This is a genomic window from Pseudomonas fluorescens, assembly GCF_000802965.1.
GTDB classification, from domain to species: domain Bacteria; phylum Pseudomonadota; class Gammaproteobacteria; order Pseudomonadales; family Pseudomonadaceae; genus Aquipseudomonas; species Aquipseudomonas fluorescens_A.
This window is the reverse complement of record NZ_JSAK01000008.1, coordinates 12,083-28,647: the sequence shown is the minus strand read 5'-3', so window position 1 is coordinate 28,647 and position 16,565 is coordinate 12,083. Positions and strand designations below refer to the sequence as shown.

Genomic DNA, 16,565 nt, shown 5'->3' with positions numbered 1-16,565 from the left:
GCTTTTACACCGAGCGCGAATCCCCTGTAGGAGCTGCCGAAGGCTGCGATCTTTTCGGCATCAATGCATTTATTGAGTGAGGAGAGGCAAGTGATCCGTGTACTGGTAGCCGAAGACCACACCATCGTCCGCGAAGGCATCAAGCAATTGATCGGTCTGGCCAAGGATTTGCTGGTGGTAGGGGAGGCGAGCAATGGCGAGCAGTTGCTCGAGACCTTGCGGCATGTGCCCTGCGAAGTGGTGCTGCTGGATATCTCCATGCCCGGCGTCAATGGCCTTGAGGCGATTCCACGGATTCGCGCGCTGAACAATCCACCGGTAATTCTCGTGTTGTCGATGCACGACGAAGCACAAATGGCGGCGCGGGCGTTGAAGGTCGGCGCGGCGGGTTATGCGACCAAGGACAGCGATCCGGCTCTGTTGCTGACCGCCATCCGCCGGGTCGCTGCGGGCGGGCGCTATATCGATCCGGACCTGGCCGACCGCATGGTTTTTGAAGTCGGCCTGACCGATTCACGGCCGTTGCATTCGTTGCTCTCGGAGCGAGAGTTCTCGGTGTTCGAACGCCTGGCCCAGGGTGCCAACGTCAACGACATCGCCCAGCAATTGGCTTTGAGCAGCAAGACCATCAGCACCCACAAGGCGCGGCTGATGCAGAAGCTCAACATCACTTCGCTGGCAGAATTGGTGAAGTACGCGATGGAACACAAACTTCTCTGACTCTGCACCCTGTAGGAGCTGCCGCAGGCTGCGATCTTTTGACTTTGCTTTTGAAAAACAAGATCAAAAGATCGCAGCCTGCGGCAGCTCCTACAGGGAATTGCGTAACGCCATATCCATTTACGACATCCCGCCCCATCGCTTTTGCCGTTGCCTGCGGCTTGTAGCCAACAGCTTGCCGCTGCGTTTGCCAAAACGCGCCATCCTTGTAGGGCAATCCCTACCCCCAACCTTCCATCCGGCTGAGGCGATTCTCTCTTGCCCCCCGATTTGCGCGGTCAGCAGCGTCCACTAGGCTTAGTCCACAGCAGTCATCAATAACAAAGGTGTGGGTATGAGCCAGGTCGATTCAAGTGCAGGGGCCAATGATGTTCTGGTCAGCTTTCGTGGAGTGCAGAAGAGCTACGACGGCGAGAACCTGATCGTCAAAGACCTCAACCTGGACATTCGCAAAGGCGAATTCCTCACCTTGCTCGGGCCGTCCGGCTCCGGCAAAACCACCAGCCTGATGATGCTCGCCGGTTTCGAAACACCGACTGCCGGGGAAATCCTGCTGGCCGGTCGAGCCATCAATAACGTGCCGCCGCACAAGCGTGACATCGGCATGGTGTTTCAGAACTATGCGCTGTTCCCGCACATGACTGTCGCCGAAAACCTGGCGTTCCCGCTGACCGTACGCGGGCTCAACAAAAGCGACGTCAGCGCCAAGGTCAAAAAAGTCCTGAGCATGGTCCAGCTCGATACCTTCGCCCAGCGTTACCCGGCACAACTGTCCGGCGGCCAGCAGCAGCGTGTGGCCTTGGCCCGGGCGCTGGTGTTCGAGCCGCAACTGGTGCTGATGGACGAACCCCTCGGCGCACTCGACAAACAACTGCGTGAACACATGCAGATGGAAATCAAACACCTGCACCAGCGTCTGGGCGTGACCGTGGTCTACGTGACCCACGACCAGGGCGAAGCCCTGACCATGTCCGACCGCGTAGCGGTGTTCCATCAAGGCGAAATCCAGCAGATCGCGCCTCCGCGCACGCTCTACGAAGAGCCGAAAAACACCTTTGTCGCCAACTTCATCGGCGAGAACAACCGTCTTAATGGCCGTCTGCACAGCCAGACCGGCGACCGCTGCGTGGTCGAACTGGGCCGTGGTGAAAAAGTTGAAGCGCTGGCGGTGAATGTCGGCAAGACCGGCGAGCCCGTCACCCTGTCGATTCGTCCGGAACGCGTGAGCCTCAATGGCTCCAGCGAGTCCTGCGTCAACCGCTTCTCGGGAAGGGTGGCGGAATTCATCTATCTGGGCGACCACGTCCGGGTTCGCCTGGAAGTCTGTGGCAAGACCGACTTCTTCGTGAAACAACCGATTGCCGAACTCGATCCCGGGCTGGCGGTGGGTGACGTGGTACCGCTTGGCTGGCAGGTCGAACACGTTCGCGCGCTCGACCCACTTCTAGAGGCGCATTGATCGCCCCCTGCTTCAACAACACCAACCCTGCACGTGGAGAGAACAATAAATGTTGAGATCCCTGAAATTCACCGCTCTGGCACTGGGCATGATGGGGGCGGCCAGCGCAATGGCGGCTGGCCCGGACCTGACCGTCGTGTCCTTTGGCGGCGCGAACAAGGCCGCGCAGGTCAAAGCCTTCTACGCACCGTGGGAAGCGGCAGGCAACGGCAAGATCGTGGCGGGCGAGTACAACGGTGAAATGGCCAAGGTCAAAGCCATGGTCGACACCAAGAGCGTGTCCTGGGACCTGGTGGAAGTTGAATCGCCAGAACTGTCCCGCGGTTGCGACGAAGACATGTTCGAGCAACTCGACCCAGCCCTTTTCGGCAAGAACGAAGACTACGTCAAAGGCGCTATCCAGCCGTGCGGCGTGGGCTTCTTCGTGTGGTCAACCGTGTTGGCCTACAACGCCGACAAGCTGAAAACCGCACCGACCAGTTGGAAGGATTTCTGGGACACCAAGCAATTCCCGGGCAAGCGTGGCCTGCGTAAAGGCGCCAAGTACACCCTGGAATTCGCCTTGATGGCCGACGGCGTTGCGCCGAAAGACGTTTACAAAGTGCTGGCCAGCAAAGATGGTCAGGACCGCGCGTTCAAGAAACTCGACGAACTCAAGCCAAGCATCCAGTGGTGGGAAGCTGGCGCACAACCACCGCAATACCTCGCTTCCGGTGACGTGGTCATGAGCTCGGCCTACAACGGCCGTATCGCTGCGGTGCAGAAAGAAAGCAACCTGAAAGTAGTGTGGAACGGCGGCATCTACGACTTCGACGCATGGGCGATTCCAAAAGGCCTGGACCCCAAGCGCGCCGAAGCGGCGAAGAAATTCATCGCCTTCTCGGTACAGCCACAGCAACAGAAGACTTACTCGGAAAACATCGCCTACGGCCCGGCCAACACCCAAGCCGTACCGTTGCTGGCCAAGGATGTCCTGAAAGACATGCCGACCACCCCGGAAAACATCGCCAACCAGGTGCAGATCGACGTCAGCTTCTGGGCTGACAACGGCGAGCAATTGGAACAGCGCTTCAATTCCTGGGCTGCGAAATAACCAAGCCTTCAATTGAAGGCGGACTTTGTGGCGAGGGAGCTTGCTCCCGCTTGAGTGCGAAGCACTCACAAAATTGGCATTGCCAACATAATTTTGGGGCCGCTTCGCAGCCCAGCGCGAGCAAGCTCGCTCGCCACAGGTTTCCGCTCCCGCACGTTGCGGTGTTTCAACACAACAGAGGCGGTACGCCGCCCTCTGTAACGATCAAAGATTTCCGGAGTACGCCATGGCTATCGCCGTTCCCGTGACCACGGGCACTGACCCCACCTTGAAGCAGCGGCTCAAGCACGCCGAGCGGGTCAACCGCTGGAAAGCCCAGGCCTTGATCGCGCCATTGGTGCTGTTCCTGCTGCTGGTGTTCCTGGTGCCGATCGCGGCGCTGCTCTACAAAAGCGTGGGTAACCCGGAAGTGGTCGGCGGCATGCCGCGCACCGTGTCCGCCATCGCCAGTTGGGACGGCCGCGGCCTGCCCGCTGAACCGGTTTACAAGGCTGCCAGCGAAGACCTCGCTGAAGCCCGCAAGAATCAAACCCTCGGCGATTTGTCCAAACGCCTGAACATGGAGCTGGCCGGCTACCGCAGCCTGCTGACCAAAACCGCCCGCGCCTTGCCGTTCGCCACTGAACCGGCCTCTTATAAAGAAGCGCTGGAAGGTCTCGACGAGCGCTGGGGCGATCCGGCCTACTGGCAAGCAGTGCGCCGCAATACCAGCAGCATCACGCCGTATTACTTGCTGGCGGCCGTCGATCACCGCATCGACGACCTCGGCGAAATCGCCCCGGCCACCCCGGACCAGGCGATCTACCTCGACATCTTCGCCCGTACCTTCTGGATGGGCCTGGTCATCACCGTGATCTGCCTGCTGCTGGCGTATCCACTGGCTTATCTGCTGGCCAATCTGCCGTCGCGCCAGAGCAACCTGCTGATGATCCTGGTGCTGCTACCGTTCTGGACGTCGATCCTGGTGCGCGTTGCGGCGTGGATTGTGCTGCTGCAATCGGGCGGCCTGATCAACAGCGGCCTGATGGCCATGGGCATCATCGATAAACCGATCGAACTGGTGTTCAACCGTGTTGGCGTCTACATCTCCATGGTGCACATCCTGTTGCCGTTCATGATTCTGCCGATCTACAGCGTGATGAAAGGCATCTCGCCGACCTACATGCGCGCCGCGATTTCCCTTGGCTGCCACCCGTTTGCCAGCTTCTGGCGGGTGTACTTCCCGCAGACCTATGCCGGTGTCGGCGCCGGTTGCCTGTTGGTGTTCATCCTCGCCATCGGCTACTACATCACCCCGGCGCTGCTGGGCAGCCCTAACGATCAAATGGTCAGCTACTTCGTCGCCTTCTACACCAACACCAGCATCAACTGGGGCATGGCGACGGCACTCGGTGGTCTGCTGTTGCTGGCGACGGTCGTGCTTTATCTGATTTACAGCTGGCTGGTAGGCGCGAGCCGCCTGCGCCTGAGCTAAGGGGAGTTTGAGATGCTGAGTCCTTATATGTCGCCCATCGAGCGGGTGTGGTTCTACAGCTTGCGGATTCTCTGCGGCTTGATTCTGTTGTTCCTGATCCTGCCGGTGCTGGTGATCATCCCGCTGTCGTTCAACTCTGGCAGCTTCCTGGTGTACCCGCTGCAAGGTTTCTCGCTGCAGTGGTATCACGATTTCTTCGCTTCGGCGGAGTGGATGCGCGCCCTGAAGAACAGCATCATCGTCGCCCCGGCGGCCACAGTGCTGGCCATGGTCTTCGGCACGTTGGCGGCTATCGGCCTGACTCGCGGCGACTTCCCCGGCAAACCGCTGGTGATGGCGCTGGTCATTTCGCCGATGGTGGTGCCGGTGGTGATCATCGGTGTCGCCAGTTATCTGTTCTTCGCGCCGCTGGGCCTGGGTAACAGCTTCTTCTCGCTGATCGTGGTGCACGCAGTATTGGGTGTGCCATTCGTGATCATCACCGTGTCGGCGACGTTGCAAGGGTTTAACCAAAACCTGGTACGCGCCGCCGCCAGCCTCGGTGCTTCGCCGCTGACGGCGTTCCGTCGGGTGACCTTGCCATTGATCGCTCCCGGGGTGATTTCCGGCGCGCTGTTCGCTTTCGCCACCTCGTTCGATGAAGTGGTGGTGACGCTGTTCCTCGCCGGCCCTGAACAAGCAACCCTGCCACGGCAGATGTTCAGCGGCATCCGCGAAAACCTCAGCCCGACCATCGCCGCCGCCGCGACGCTGCTGATCGCCTTCTCGGTGATCCTGCTGCTGACCCTGGAATGGCTGCGTGGCCGCAGCGAAAAACTGCGCACCGCCCAGGTCTGAAGTACTCCCTTGTAGGAGCCGGCTTGCTGGCGAAAGCGGACTGTCAGCTGATGAATCAGTTGAATGACACGCGCATTGCCAGCAAGCCGGCTCCTACAGTTGTTGTATGGGGTGTTTGGACTCACCGGTCATTCACGACCTGAATAGCAGACAACGCCCAATCCCCAGCTACTATTGTGCCCAGCTCCCACTCCTATAAGAGGCTGCGCACATGAGTCTTTCCTCTTTCAAAATCGCTCACAAACTGATCACCGGCGCAGGGGCCATCGAGCAACTGGCGGCGGAACTGACACGTCTGGACATCGACAACCCACTGATCGTCACCGACGCCGCGCTGGTCAAATCCGGCACCGTCGAGCTGGCGCTGGCGCAACTGGGTGGTCGCACCTACGAGATTTTTGACCGGGTGCTGCCCGACCCGGAAATCGCCATCGTCGAGGACTGCATGCGCGTCTACCGCGACGGCGGTCATGATGGGTTGATCGGCCTGGGCGGCGGCAGTGCCATCGACATTGCCAAGAGTGTTGCGGCGTATGCCGGCTATCACGGCGCGCTGGAGGATTTGTTCGGCGTCGATCAGGTGCCGCGCAAAGGCCCGCCGTTGATCGCCATCCCGACAACCGCCGGCACCGGCTCGGAAGTGACCAATGTGGCGATCCTTTCCGACAAGGTCGCGCAGTTGAAGAAGGGCATCGTCAGCGACTATCTGCTGCCGGACGTTGCGCTGGTCAGCCCGCAAATGACCCTGACCTGCCCGCGCGGCGTCACCGCCGCCAGTGGTGTCGATGCCTTGGTGCATGCCATCGAATCCTATCTGTCGGTCAATGCCTCACCGATTACCGACTCCCTGGCCATCGGCGCGATCAAGCTGATCGCCAAGGCGCTGCCCAAGGCCTACGCCAATCCGTCCAACCTGCAGGCCCGAGAAGACATGGCCACCGCCAGCCTGATGGCCGGCATGGCGTTCGGCAATGCCGGGGTTGGCGCCGTGCATGCGCTGGCGTATCCGCTGGGCGGGCGTTTCAACATTGCCCACGGCGTCAGCAACGCCTTGCTGCTGCCGTATGTCATGACCTGGAACAAGATGGCTTGCGTCGAACGCATGCAGGATATTGCCGAAGCCATGGGCGTGAAGACCGCTCATCTGAGCGCCAATGAAGCGGCCGATAAGGCCGTGGAGGCGATGACCGAACTATGCGCGGCGGTGGAAATCCCGGCGGGCCTGCGCAGTTTCGGCGTTCCGGAAGATGCGATTGCGGCCATGGCCGTTGAAGCCGCAGGTATCGAGCGCCTGATGCGCAATAATCCGCGCAAACTGAGCGCTATCGATATCGAGAAGATCTACCGAGCGGCCTACTGATCATCGCGGTCACAGTGCGCGCGTCAAAGCATGAGGCTACAATGCGCGCCATCGTGATTCTGCTCAGAAAAGGTGCGTCATGCAGCCCTTCGTAATTGCTCCGTCGATTCTCTCCGCCGACTTCGCCCGCCTGGGCGAAGAAGTGGACAATGTCCTGGCCGCTGGCGCCGACTTCGTGCACTTCGATGTCATGGACAACCACTACGTGCCGAACCTGACCATCGGCCCGATGGTCTGCTCGGCGCTGCGCAAGTACGGCATCACCGCGCCGATCGACGCGCACCTGATGGTCAGCCCGGTGGACCGCATCGTCGGTGATTTCATCGAGGCCGGCGCGACTTACATCACCTTCCACCCGGAAGCCACCCAGCACGTCGACCGCTCCCTGCAACTGATCCGCGAAGGCGGCTGCAAGTCGGGCCTGGTGTTCAATCCGGCGACGCCGCTGGACGTGCTCAAGTACGTGATGGACAAGGTCGACATGATCCTGCTGATGAGCGTCAACCCAGGCTTCGGCGGGCAGAAGTTCATCCCTGGCACCCTCGACAAACTGCGTGAAGCGCGTGCGTTGATCGATGCTTCCGGTCGCGACATCCGCCTGGAAATCGACGGCGGCGTGAACGTGAACAACATTCGTGAAATCGCGGCGGCAGGTGCTGACACCTTCGTCGCCGGTTCGGCGATTTTCAATGCGCCGAATTATCAGGAAGTCATCGAGAAGATGCGTTCCGAACTGGCGCTGGCCCGCCCATGAGTGGCTTTGAGCAGCTGTTCCCGGGCCGTCTGCCGCGTCTGGTGATGTTCGATCTGGATGGCACGTTGATCGATTCGGTCCCCGACCTCGCGGCGGCTGTGGATAACATGCTGCTCAAACTCGGGCGTCCAGCTGCCGGCATCGAATCGGTGCGTGAGTGGGTGGGGAACGGCGTACACATGTTGGTGCGCCGGGCGTTGGCCAATCACATCGACGCCGAGGGTGTCGATGAGGTCGAAGCCGAGCACGCCCTGGAATTGTTCAATGGCTTTTATGCGGCCGGTCACGGGCTGACGGTGGTTTACCCCGGCGTGCGCGACACCCTCAAGTGGTTGAACAAGCAAGGCGTGGAAATGGCGCTGATCACCAACAAGCCGGAGCGCTTTGTCGCGCCGTTGCTGGATCAGATGAAGATCGGCCGTTACTTCAAATGGATCATCGGTGGCGACACCCTGCCGCAGAAAAAACCCGATCCGGCCGCGCTGTTTTTCGTGATGAAAATGGCCAACATCCCGGCGTCGCAGTCCTTGTTCGTCGGCGATTCGCGCAGCGATGTGCTGGCGTCGAAAGCAGCGGGGGTCAAGTGCGTGGCCCTGAGTTATGGCTACAACCACGGTCGTCCGATCGCCGAAGAGTCGCCAGCGCTGGTGATTGATGATCTGCGCGAGTTAATTCGCGGTTGCCTGGGCCCGGCCGCTGAGATAACGTTGGCCGACGCTGTTCAACCCCCTTCTGGAAATTCCATCGTGGTGGTCACTCGCAAACTCTGGATGAAAGTCATCAAGGCCCTGGCCCGTTGGCGTTGGCGCGCCTGACTTGATCCTGGCCGGTAAACCGGCGCGTTTGCATACCTGACTGTTAGAACCTCAAGCCACGAGGCACCTCATGATCCGCGAAGAATTCCTGCGTTTGGCCGCTGCCGGCTACAACCGCATCCCGCTTGCCTGCGAAACCCTGGCCGACTTCGACACGCCGCTGTCGATCTACCTGAAACTGGCCGACGAACCCAACTCCTACCTGCTGGAATCCGTTCAGGGCGGCGAGAAATGGGGCCGTTACTCGATCATCGGCCTGCCGTGCCGCACCGTGCTGCGGGTTCACGATCATCACGTCAGCGTGACCATTGACGGCGTCGAGACCGAAAGCCACGACGTGGAAGACCCGTTGGCGTTCGTCGAAGCCTTCAAGGCCCGCTACAACGTACCGACCATCGCCGGCCTGCCGCGTTTCAACGGCGGCTTGGTGGGTTACTTCGGTTACGACTGCGTGCGTTATGTGGAGAAGCGTCTGGGCAAGTGCCCGAACCCGGATCCGCTGGGCGTGCCGGATATTCTGTTGATGGTTTCCGACGCGGTAGTGGTGTTCGACAACCTTGCCGGCAAGATGCACGCCATCGTCCTCGCCGACCCGGCGCAGGAAGACGCCTTCGAGCAAGGTCGCGCACGCCTTGAAGAGCTGCTGGAAAAACTCCGTCAGCCGATCACTCCACGCCGTGGCCTCGATTTCAGCAAGCAGCAAGCAGCTGATCCGGTGTTCCGCTCCAGTTTCACCCAGGACGATTACGAAAAAGCCGTCGACACCATCAAGGAATACATCCTGGCCGGTGACTGCATGCAGGTCGTGCCGTCCCAGCGCATGTCGATCGACTTCAAGGCTGCACCCATCGACCTGTACCGCGCACTGCGTTGCTTTAACCCGACGCCGTACATGTACTTCTTCAACTTCGGCGACTTCCACGTCGTCGGCAGTTCGCCGGAAGTGCTGGTGCGGGTCGAAGACAACCTGATCACCGTGCGCCCGATTGCCGGCACTCGTCCGCGCGGGGCCAACGAAGAAGCTGACTTGGCGCTGGAAAAAGACCTGCTGTCCGACGACAAGGAGATCGCCGAACACCTGATGCTGATCGACCTGGGCCGCAATGACACCGGTCGGGTGTCGGAAGTCGGTTCGGTGAAGCTCACCGAGAAGATGGTCATCGAGCGTTACTCCAACGTGATGCACATTGTTTCCAACGTCACCGGCCAATTGAAGGAAGGGCTGACGGCGATGGATGCACTGCGGGCGATCCTGCCGGCTGGCACTTTGTCGGGCGCACCGAAGATTCGCGCGATGGAAATCATCGACGAACTGGAACCGGTCAAGCGTGGCGTCTATGGCGGCGCCGTCGGTTACTTCGCGTGGAACGGCAACATGGACACCGCCATCGCGATTCGCACGGCGGTGATCAAGGACGGTGAACTGCATGTGCAGGCCGGTGGCGGCATCGTCGCCGACTCGGTGCCGGCGCTGGAATGGGAAGAAACCCTGAACAAGCGTCGCGCGATGTTCCGCGCCGTGGCCCTGGCCGAACAGACCCCGGACGCCTGAGTTCACCTCTAACCCTTGTTGCGAGCGAGCTTTCCCGGGCGGCGTTCCGACGCTCGGCTGCGCAGCAGTCGTCATGGGCCCGCTTCGCAGGCCAGCGGGAGCAAGCTACCTCGCCACGGTAAGCGTGGTCACAAAAAAAACGCGGCGCCCGTGAAGGCGCCGCGTTTTTTTTGCCTGCTGTTTCCTGAATCAAAAATCCAGCGCAACGCCTACGTTGATGCCTTGCTGGGTAAAGTCATCATCCTTGCGCAACGTATACCCGCCGCGCAGGGCCAGATCGGCCGTCAACTTGTGGCTGACGCCAAGGCTCACGCGGTTCATGTGGGTTTGAGGGGTATAGCCATCCAGCGTGAAGTCGAGGGATGGCAGGCTGTTGAGCGCGATGTTCACGTCTTGGGTGTCATCGTCGTACTCGCGTTCGTAGGCATATTCGCCAAACACTTGAGTCTGCGGGGTGATCTGGTATTTACCCTGCAACCCGGCGCCCAGACGTTTCGAATCGCGTTTCTGGTCATCAAAGGTCAGCGCCGTGGAACGACTGCTGTTTTCCGAGTAGCCGTCGACTTCCACTTTCGCGTAATCGGCGCTGATGAACGGCGACAGGTGCCACTCACTGCCCGGCTGCGCAATGTCATAGCCAACGCGTGTGCTGAAGGCCCAGAGATAGCCGTCGGTGTCGCCTTTCTCCGCACCTTCGCCGCCGCCCAGATCGAATTTGCGTTTTAGATTGTCGTAATCCAGCTTGCCGCCGGTCAACGCGGCATCGGCCCACCAACGGTTCTGCTGGAACTGGGCGAATGCCGTGGCCAGGTAGCTGTTGAGTTTGTAGTCCGAATCGTTATCGCCGGCGTCCAGATTCTGACGATAGAAGCCTGCCGCCACACCCACGCGCCAGGCTTCATTGAGGCGATAGCTGCCGCCGATGTTCAAGCTGTAGCCGTCGCCATCGGCATCGGCACCGCTGCTTTGGTGATCGACATCGAGATGCTGACCACCGCCCGCGACGATAGCGCGCCATTGGCCAACGGCCTGCCAGTTCTCCCAGTCGGATCGCCATTGGCTGCGCAGTTCATCCTGATGCGCGCGTAGTGTGGCGTGGGCCATTTCCGGCAGCAGCGTCAGCTCCCAAGGCGCCGCGAGTAAGGAATAGGCGTAGTCGGACACCAGCTTTTGTCCGGCCTCGGTCGGATGCACCCCATCGTTGTAAATCAATTGGCTCGGGTCCGGGGTGGCGCTGTTGATGCCAAAGGTCGGGTTTTCCGTGCAGCCGTTGCCGCTGAAGCAAGTCGCCGTCAGGTTCTGGCCCGTAGCAAAACCGAATCGCGCTGGATCGGCGAAGGTTTCCTGCAACAACAGTGGAATGTTCAGCGGAATGATTTCGGCATCGATCCCCGCCAGTCGAGTGACCAGTTGCCGGTTGAACGCCGCGCTCAGTTGCGAGGTAGGTCCCTGCAAAGGGCTGCCATTGATGGCCGGTGTCAATCCCAGGTCAGGCAACAGCCAGACCATGATGTACCGGGCACCGGCTGTTTGCAGGACCTGAACGCTGTTGGCCAGGCGGTCCGCAGCGGCATTCGCCTGAGCGCCACTTTGCACACGGCCCTGAAGAAAGTCGTTGCCACCGCCGGAGAGGTAATACAGCGCGTTCGGGTCGGCGCGCAGATTATTGGCCGGCAAGTAACCCGCCCGCGCACGTTCACCCGTGGCGGATACGGTGGTGATTGAAGCGAGGATCTGATCGGTGCGATAGCCACCAACAGCCCAGTTGTTGCCATCGGGCAAACCCTGGGCGGCGCGTGCGGCTGAAGTCGAAGCGGCGGTCTCGTCCGGCGAGAAACCGAGCCTGCCCCCAAGCAGTTGGGTTGAGTTGGCGGCATAGACTTCGCCGCTGCCGTCCTGATACGTCGGCCCGGTGCGGTTGGTGAAGCGCAGGGTCGAACCGGCAGGGCCGCCCGTGTCGGTGAACTGCCCCGCATCGTTGAGGCTGTCGCCGAAAACGATGAAGTTCGAGTAAGGATTGGGCGCCGCGATCGCCTGAGCGCAGGCCATGGCGAGCAGGCAACCGGCAAGCGGTGCAAACAGCGTCTGTCTGATCATGAGCAAGTCCGTTTGATTATTGTTTTAGTGGGTGAAACGACAGTGCCAAAAAACTATAGAGCCTGATGCCATTCGGCGCGAACCTGGCGAATGTTTCACTCGCTTCCATCGCCCCATATTGCACGCTCTGCCCAGCTAAGTTACTGTGCCGAGACGTATAAATGAGACCTTCCCCGTGTTGATCGTCAGCAAACTACTGGATCAAGTCATCAAGGCACACGCCCGCTGGCGTTGGCGCGCCTGAATCCTTCTGCCGGCCCGGCCGGATCTTTACCGCTTCGCCTTCTTTACTCGCAAGACCTTGCGCTTTGCTTCGCGATTCCAGCGACCGCCAAAGTGCAGAACGCTGCGGGTCAATCATTCGAAGGCTGTATCAGTCAGTGAATTCAAGAGGTTCTTAACGCCATGTTGCTGATGATCGATAACTACGACTCTTTTACTTACAACGTTGTGCAGTACCTTGGTGAGCTGGGCTCCCAGGTCAAAGTCGTGCGCAACGATGAGCTCACCATTGCTGAAATCGAAGCCCTCAACCCCGAGCGCATCGTAGTTTCTCCCGGCCCTTGCACCCCGAATGAAGCTGGCGTATCGATTGACGTGATCAAGCACTTCGGCGGCAAGCTGCCGATTCTCGGTGTATGCCTGGGCCATCAATCCATCGGCCAGGCCTTTGGCGGCGATGTGGTCCGTGCCCGCCAGGTCATGCACGGCAAGACCAGCCCGGTGTTCCACGAGGACAAAGGCGTCTTCGCCGGCCTGAACAATCCGTTGACCGTCACCCGCTATCATTCATTGATCGTCAAGCGCGAAACCTTGCCAGACTGCCTCGAACTGACCGCCTGGACCCAGCTCGAAGACGGTTCGATCGACGAGATCATGGGCCTGCGCCACAAGACCCTGAACATCGAGGGCGTGCAGTTTCACCCTGAGTCGATCCTCACCGAGCAGGGCCACGAGCTCTTCGCCAACTTCCTCAAACAAACCGGCGGCACGCGCTAAGGACTTTTCATGAATATCAAGACAGCCCTGGGCCGTATCGTCGATCACCTCGACCTCAGCACCGATGAAATGCGCGATGTGATGCGCGAAATCATGACCGGCCAATGCACTGAGGCGCAGATCGGCGCGTTCATGATGGCCATGCGCATGAAGAGCGAAAGCATCGACGAAATCGTCGGTGCCGTTTCGGTGATGCGCGAGCTGGCGGACAAGGTCGAACTCAAGACCCTCGATGGCGTGGTCGATGTAGTCGGCACCGGCGGTGACGGTGCGAATATTTTCAACGTGTCGACCGCGTCTTCCTTCGTGGTCGCGGCGGCCGGTTGCACCGTGGCCAAGCACGGTAACCGTGCGGTCTCGGGTAAAAGCGGCAGTGCCGATTTGCTGGAAGCAGCCGGTATCTACCTGAACCTGACGCCGGTTCAAGTGGCGCGCTGCATCGATAACGTCGGCATCGGTTTCATGTTTGCCCAGACTCACCACAGTGCCATGAAGTACGCCGCTGGCCCGCGTCGCGAGCTCGGCCTGCGCACCTTGTTCAACATGCTCGGCCCGCTTACGAATCCGGCTGGCGTGAAACATCAGGTGGTGGGCGTATTCACTCAAGCGCTGTGCCGGCCATTGGCCGAAGTCCTGCAGCGTCTGGGCAGCAAGCACGTGCTGGTGGTGCATTCGAAGGATGGCCTGGACGAATTCAGCCTGGCAGCCCCGACTTTTGTCGCCGAACTGAAAGATGACCAGATCACCGAGTATTGGGTCGAGCCGGAAGACCTGGGCATGAAGAGCCAGAGCCTGCATGGCCTGGCGGTGGAAAGCCCGGCGGCGTCCCTGGAACTGATTCGCGATGCACTGGGTAAGCGCAAGACCGAAAACGGTCAGAAAGCTGCCGAGATGATCATGCTCAATGCCGGTGCCGCGTTGTACGCCGCCGACCATGCGAGCAGTTTGAAAGAGGGTGTTGCCCTGGCGCACGATGCGCTGCACACAGGCCTCGCTCGGGAAAAACTCGAGGAGCTGGGTGCATTTACCGCGGTATTCAAAGTGGAGAATGAGGGATGAGTGTACCGACGGTTCTGGAAAACATTCTGTCGCGCAAGGTTGAAGAAGTTGCCGAGCGCAGCGCTCGCGTAAGCCTCGCCGAGCTGGAAAGTCTGGCCAAGGCGGCCGATGCACCCCGTGGTTTTGCCAAGGCTTTGCTGGCCCAGGCCAAGCTGAAAGAGCCGGCAGTCATTGCCGAAATCAAGAAGGCTTCGCCAAGCAAGGGCGTAATTCGCGAGAACTTCGTTCCTGCCGACATCGCTAGAAGCTACGAGAAGGGCGGCGCGACGTGCCTGTCGGTACTCACCGACATCGATTACTTCCAGGGTGCCGACGCGTACCTGCAGCAAGCTCGCGCAGCGTGCAAACTGCCGGTGATCCGCAAGGACTTTATGATCGATCCGTACCAGATCGTCGAAGCTCGCGCCCTCGGCGCCGACTGCGTGCTGTTGATCGTCTCCGCGCTGGACGACGTGAAAATGGCCGAACTGGCCGCCGTGGCCAAAGGCGTCGGTCTTGATGTGCTGGTTGAAGTCCACGATGGCGATGAGCTGGAGCGGGCCTTGAAAACCCTCGACACCCCGCTGGTCGGCATCAATAACCGCAACCTGCACACCTTCGACGTCAGCCTGGAAACCACCCTCGATCTGCTGCCGCGTATCCCGCGTGATCGTCTGGTGATTACCGAAAGCGGCATCCTCAACCGTGCCGATGTCGAGCTAATGGAAATCAGCGACGTTTACGCGTTCCTGGTGGGCGAGGCGTTCATGCGCGCCGAGAATCCAGGTACTGAATTGCAGCGTCTGTTTTTCCCTGAGCGTGGCATTCCGGTCAGCGGTTCTACACTGGACTAAAAAAGCATCGCGTGCAGGCTCACTCCTACAGGTTGATTGCGGCAATACACATACATTGTGGCCACCCTCAAACCCTGTAGGAGTGAGCCTGCTCGCGATGGCGGCATAAGACACCACAGACTTTTTGTCCTACGGAGTACCTTGTGACCTCACCTGTTTCTCTGACCATCGAAGCCGGCCTGCAAGCCGAACAGGATCTATTGGCATCCGTCTGTGCTGGCGATTCGGAATTCGGCCTGCTGTTCTGGCAGCCGAGCGATCGGGCACTGGTCATGCCGCGTCGTTTGAATCGTCTGCCCGGGTTCGACCACGCCTGCGAAGTCTCCGCCGCTGCCGGTTGGCCAGTACTGTTACGCGAAACCGGAGGTGAGCCGGTGCCGCAATCCGCCTCGACGATCAACATCGCCCTGGTTTACGCACCACCGCGCAGCGAAGGGGATCTGAACCGCATCGAGTCCGGTTACCGGCGTCTGTGCGATCCGATCTGTCAGTTGCTGGATGAGTTAGGCGGCGCTTCGTCGCTCGGTGAAATCGAAGGCGCATTCTGCGACGGTCGCTTCAACGTCAATCTCGACGGACGCAAGATGGTTGGTACGGCCCAGCGCTGGCGCCAGAGCCAGGGCGGTCAGCGCCCGGTGGGGTTGGTGCATGGTGCAATGCTGATCGACAACGAACGTGAATCGATGGTCGCAGCGGTCAATCGTTTCAACGAAGCCTGCGGTCTGGAGCAACGGGTGCGAGCGGAAAGCCACATCGCACTGCATGAAAAGTTCACGGCACCCAATGCACTGGAGCGTCTCGACGAACTTTACCGGCAGATGCTGGCGCAGATGTTCAGCGCTTAGCGCGTACCAAAGACCACCATCGTCTTGCCTTTGACGTCCACCAGGTTGCGTTCTTCCAGATCCTTGAGCACGCGACCAACCATCTCCCGGGAACACCCGACAATCCGCCCGATTTCCTGACGGGTCACCTTGATCTGCATGCCGTCAGGGTGAGTCATCGCATCTGGTTGCTTGCACAGTTCCAGCAGGCAGCGGGCGACACGCCCCGTCACATCGAAAAACGCCAGGTCACCGACCTTGCGCGTGGTGTTCCGCAGACGTTGTGCGATTTGTCCGCTTAACACGTAAAGAATGTCTGGATCCTGCTGGGATAGTTCACGGAATTTCGCGTAGCTGATTTCCGCAACTTCGCATTCGACCTTGGCACGCACCCAGGCGCTGCGCTCCTGTTCCTGACCTGCCTGTTCAAACAGCCCCAGCTCACCGAAAAAGTCCCCGCCGTTCAGGTAGGCGATGATCATTTCCCGACCGTCGTCATCCTCGATCAGGATGGTGACCGAACCTTTAATGATGAAGAACAGGGTTTCCGAGCGGTCGCCGGCACAAATGATGTTGCTCTTGGCCTGATAGCGACGGCGCTGGCAATGCATCAGCAACTTGTCGAGGTTCTTGATCTTGGGGGTTGGGGCAATAGCAACCATGGTTGTATCCCGAAAAGACTGCACGGT

Annotated in this window: 15 protein-coding genes; 13 read left to right on the top strand and 2 right to left on the bottom strand. The window is 59.9% G+C overall.

Annotated features, from left to right (window positions below):
* The first annotated feature begins 90 nt into the window (after positions 1-90).
* From NL64_RS06665 to trpE, 9 genes are all read left to right on the top strand, one after another.
* Positions 91-720: a response regulator gene (locus NL64_RS06665; RefSeq protein ID WP_020798801.1), complete on the top strand. Its 630-nt coding sequence runs from the start codon at positions 91-93 to the stop codon at positions 718-720.
* A gap of 334 nt (positions 721-1,054) precedes the next feature.
* The gene (locus NL64_RS06660) at positions 1,055-2,179 is read left to right on the top strand and encodes an ABC transporter ATP-binding protein (RefSeq protein ID WP_034147366.1); all 1,125 of its coding nucleotides are present in this window, start codon (positions 1,055-1,057) and stop codon (positions 2,177-2,179) included.
* Positions 2,180-2,228: 49 nt separating this feature from the next.
* On the top strand, positions 2,229-3,272 hold the full coding sequence (locus tag NL64_RS06655; RefSeq protein WP_034147365.1) for an ABC transporter substrate-binding protein: 1,044 nt from the start codon (positions 2,229-2,231) through the stop codon (positions 3,270-3,272).
* Between the two features lie 226 nt (positions 3,273-3,498).
* Entirely contained in the window at positions 3,499-4,746 is a 1,248-nt protein-coding gene (locus tag NL64_RS06650; protein WP_034147364.1) for an ABC transporter permease, read from the top strand.
* Positions 4,747-4,758: 12 nt separating this feature from the next.
* Positions 4,759-5,583: an ABC transporter permease gene (locus NL64_RS06645; protein ID WP_008061581.1), complete on the top strand. Its 825-nt coding sequence runs from the start codon at positions 4,759-4,761 to the stop codon at positions 5,581-5,583.
* A gap of 211 nt (positions 5,584-5,794) precedes the next feature.
* Complete coding sequence (locus tag NL64_RS06640; RefSeq protein ID WP_034147363.1) at positions 5,795-6,943, top strand: iron-containing alcohol dehydrogenase; 1,149 nt, start codon at positions 5,795-5,797, stop codon at positions 6,941-6,943.
* Positions 6,944-7,022: 79 nt separating this feature from the next.
* Positions 7,023-7,697, top strand: coding sequence for a ribulose-phosphate 3-epimerase (gene rpe, locus NL64_RS06635; RefSeq protein WP_034147362.1), 675 nt, complete (start codon positions 7,023-7,025; stop codon positions 7,695-7,697).
* Positions 7,694-8,512 carry a phosphoglycolate phosphatase gene (locus NL64_RS06630; protein WP_034147361.1) on the top strand — a complete coding sequence of 273 codons (819 nt, stop codon included), beginning with the start codon at positions 7,694-7,696 and terminating at the stop codon, positions 8,510-8,512. The genes rpe and NL64_RS06630 overlap by 4 nt, the downstream gene beginning before the upstream one ends.
* A 70-nt stretch (positions 8,513-8,582) precedes the next feature.
* Positions 8,583-10,064, top strand: a complete 1,482-nt coding sequence (gene trpE, locus NL64_RS06625) for an anthranilate synthase component I (RefSeq protein ID WP_034147360.1) — start codon at positions 8,583-8,585, stop codon at positions 10,062-10,064.
* A 189-nt stretch (positions 10,065-10,253) separates the two neighbouring features.
* Here trpE and estP read toward each other — a convergent pair whose 3' ends face one another.
* Positions 10,254-12,161 carry an esterase EstP gene (gene estP / locus NL64_RS06620; protein ID WP_034147359.1) on the bottom strand — a complete coding sequence of 636 codons (1,908 nt, stop codon included), beginning with the start codon at positions 12,159-12,161 and terminating at the stop codon, positions 10,254-10,256.
* Positions 12,162-12,566: 405 nt separating this feature from the next.
* Between estP and NL64_RS06615 the strand changes: the two genes are divergently transcribed.
* The 4 genes from NL64_RS06615 (at position 12,567) to NL64_RS06600 (ending at position 15,897) form a co-directional block, all read left to right on the top strand.
* Entirely contained in the window at positions 12,567-13,160 is a 594-nt protein-coding gene (locus tag NL64_RS06615) for an aminodeoxychorismate/anthranilate synthase component II (RefSeq protein WP_034147358.1), read from the top strand.
* A 9-nt stretch (positions 13,161-13,169) separates the two neighbouring features.
* A complete protein-coding gene (trpD, locus tag NL64_RS06610) occupies positions 13,170-14,219 on the top strand; it encodes an anthranilate phosphoribosyltransferase (protein ID WP_034147357.1) in 1,050 nt (349 codons plus the stop codon).
* The gene (trpC, locus tag NL64_RS06605) at positions 14,216-15,052 is read left to right on the top strand and encodes an indole-3-glycerol phosphate synthase TrpC (RefSeq protein WP_034147356.1); all 837 of its coding nucleotides are present in this window, start codon (positions 14,216-14,218) and stop codon (positions 15,050-15,052) included. Before trpD ends, trpC begins: the two co-directional genes overlap by 4 nt.
* Before the next feature lie 143 nt (positions 15,053-15,195).
* Positions 15,196-15,897 (top strand): lipoate--protein ligase family protein, encoded by a 702-nt coding sequence (locus NL64_RS06600; RefSeq protein WP_034147355.1) that lies wholly within the window; start codon positions 15,196-15,198, stop codon positions 15,895-15,897.
* Here NL64_RS06600 and crp read toward each other — a convergent pair.
* A complete protein-coding gene (gene crp / locus NL64_RS06595; protein ID WP_034147354.1) occupies positions 15,894-16,538 on the bottom strand; it encodes a cAMP-activated global transcriptional regulator CRP in 645 nt (214 codons plus the stop codon). The two genes, NL64_RS06600 and crp, sit on opposite strands and share 4 nt — an antisense overlap.
* Positions 16,539-16,565: the final 27 nt, after the last annotated feature.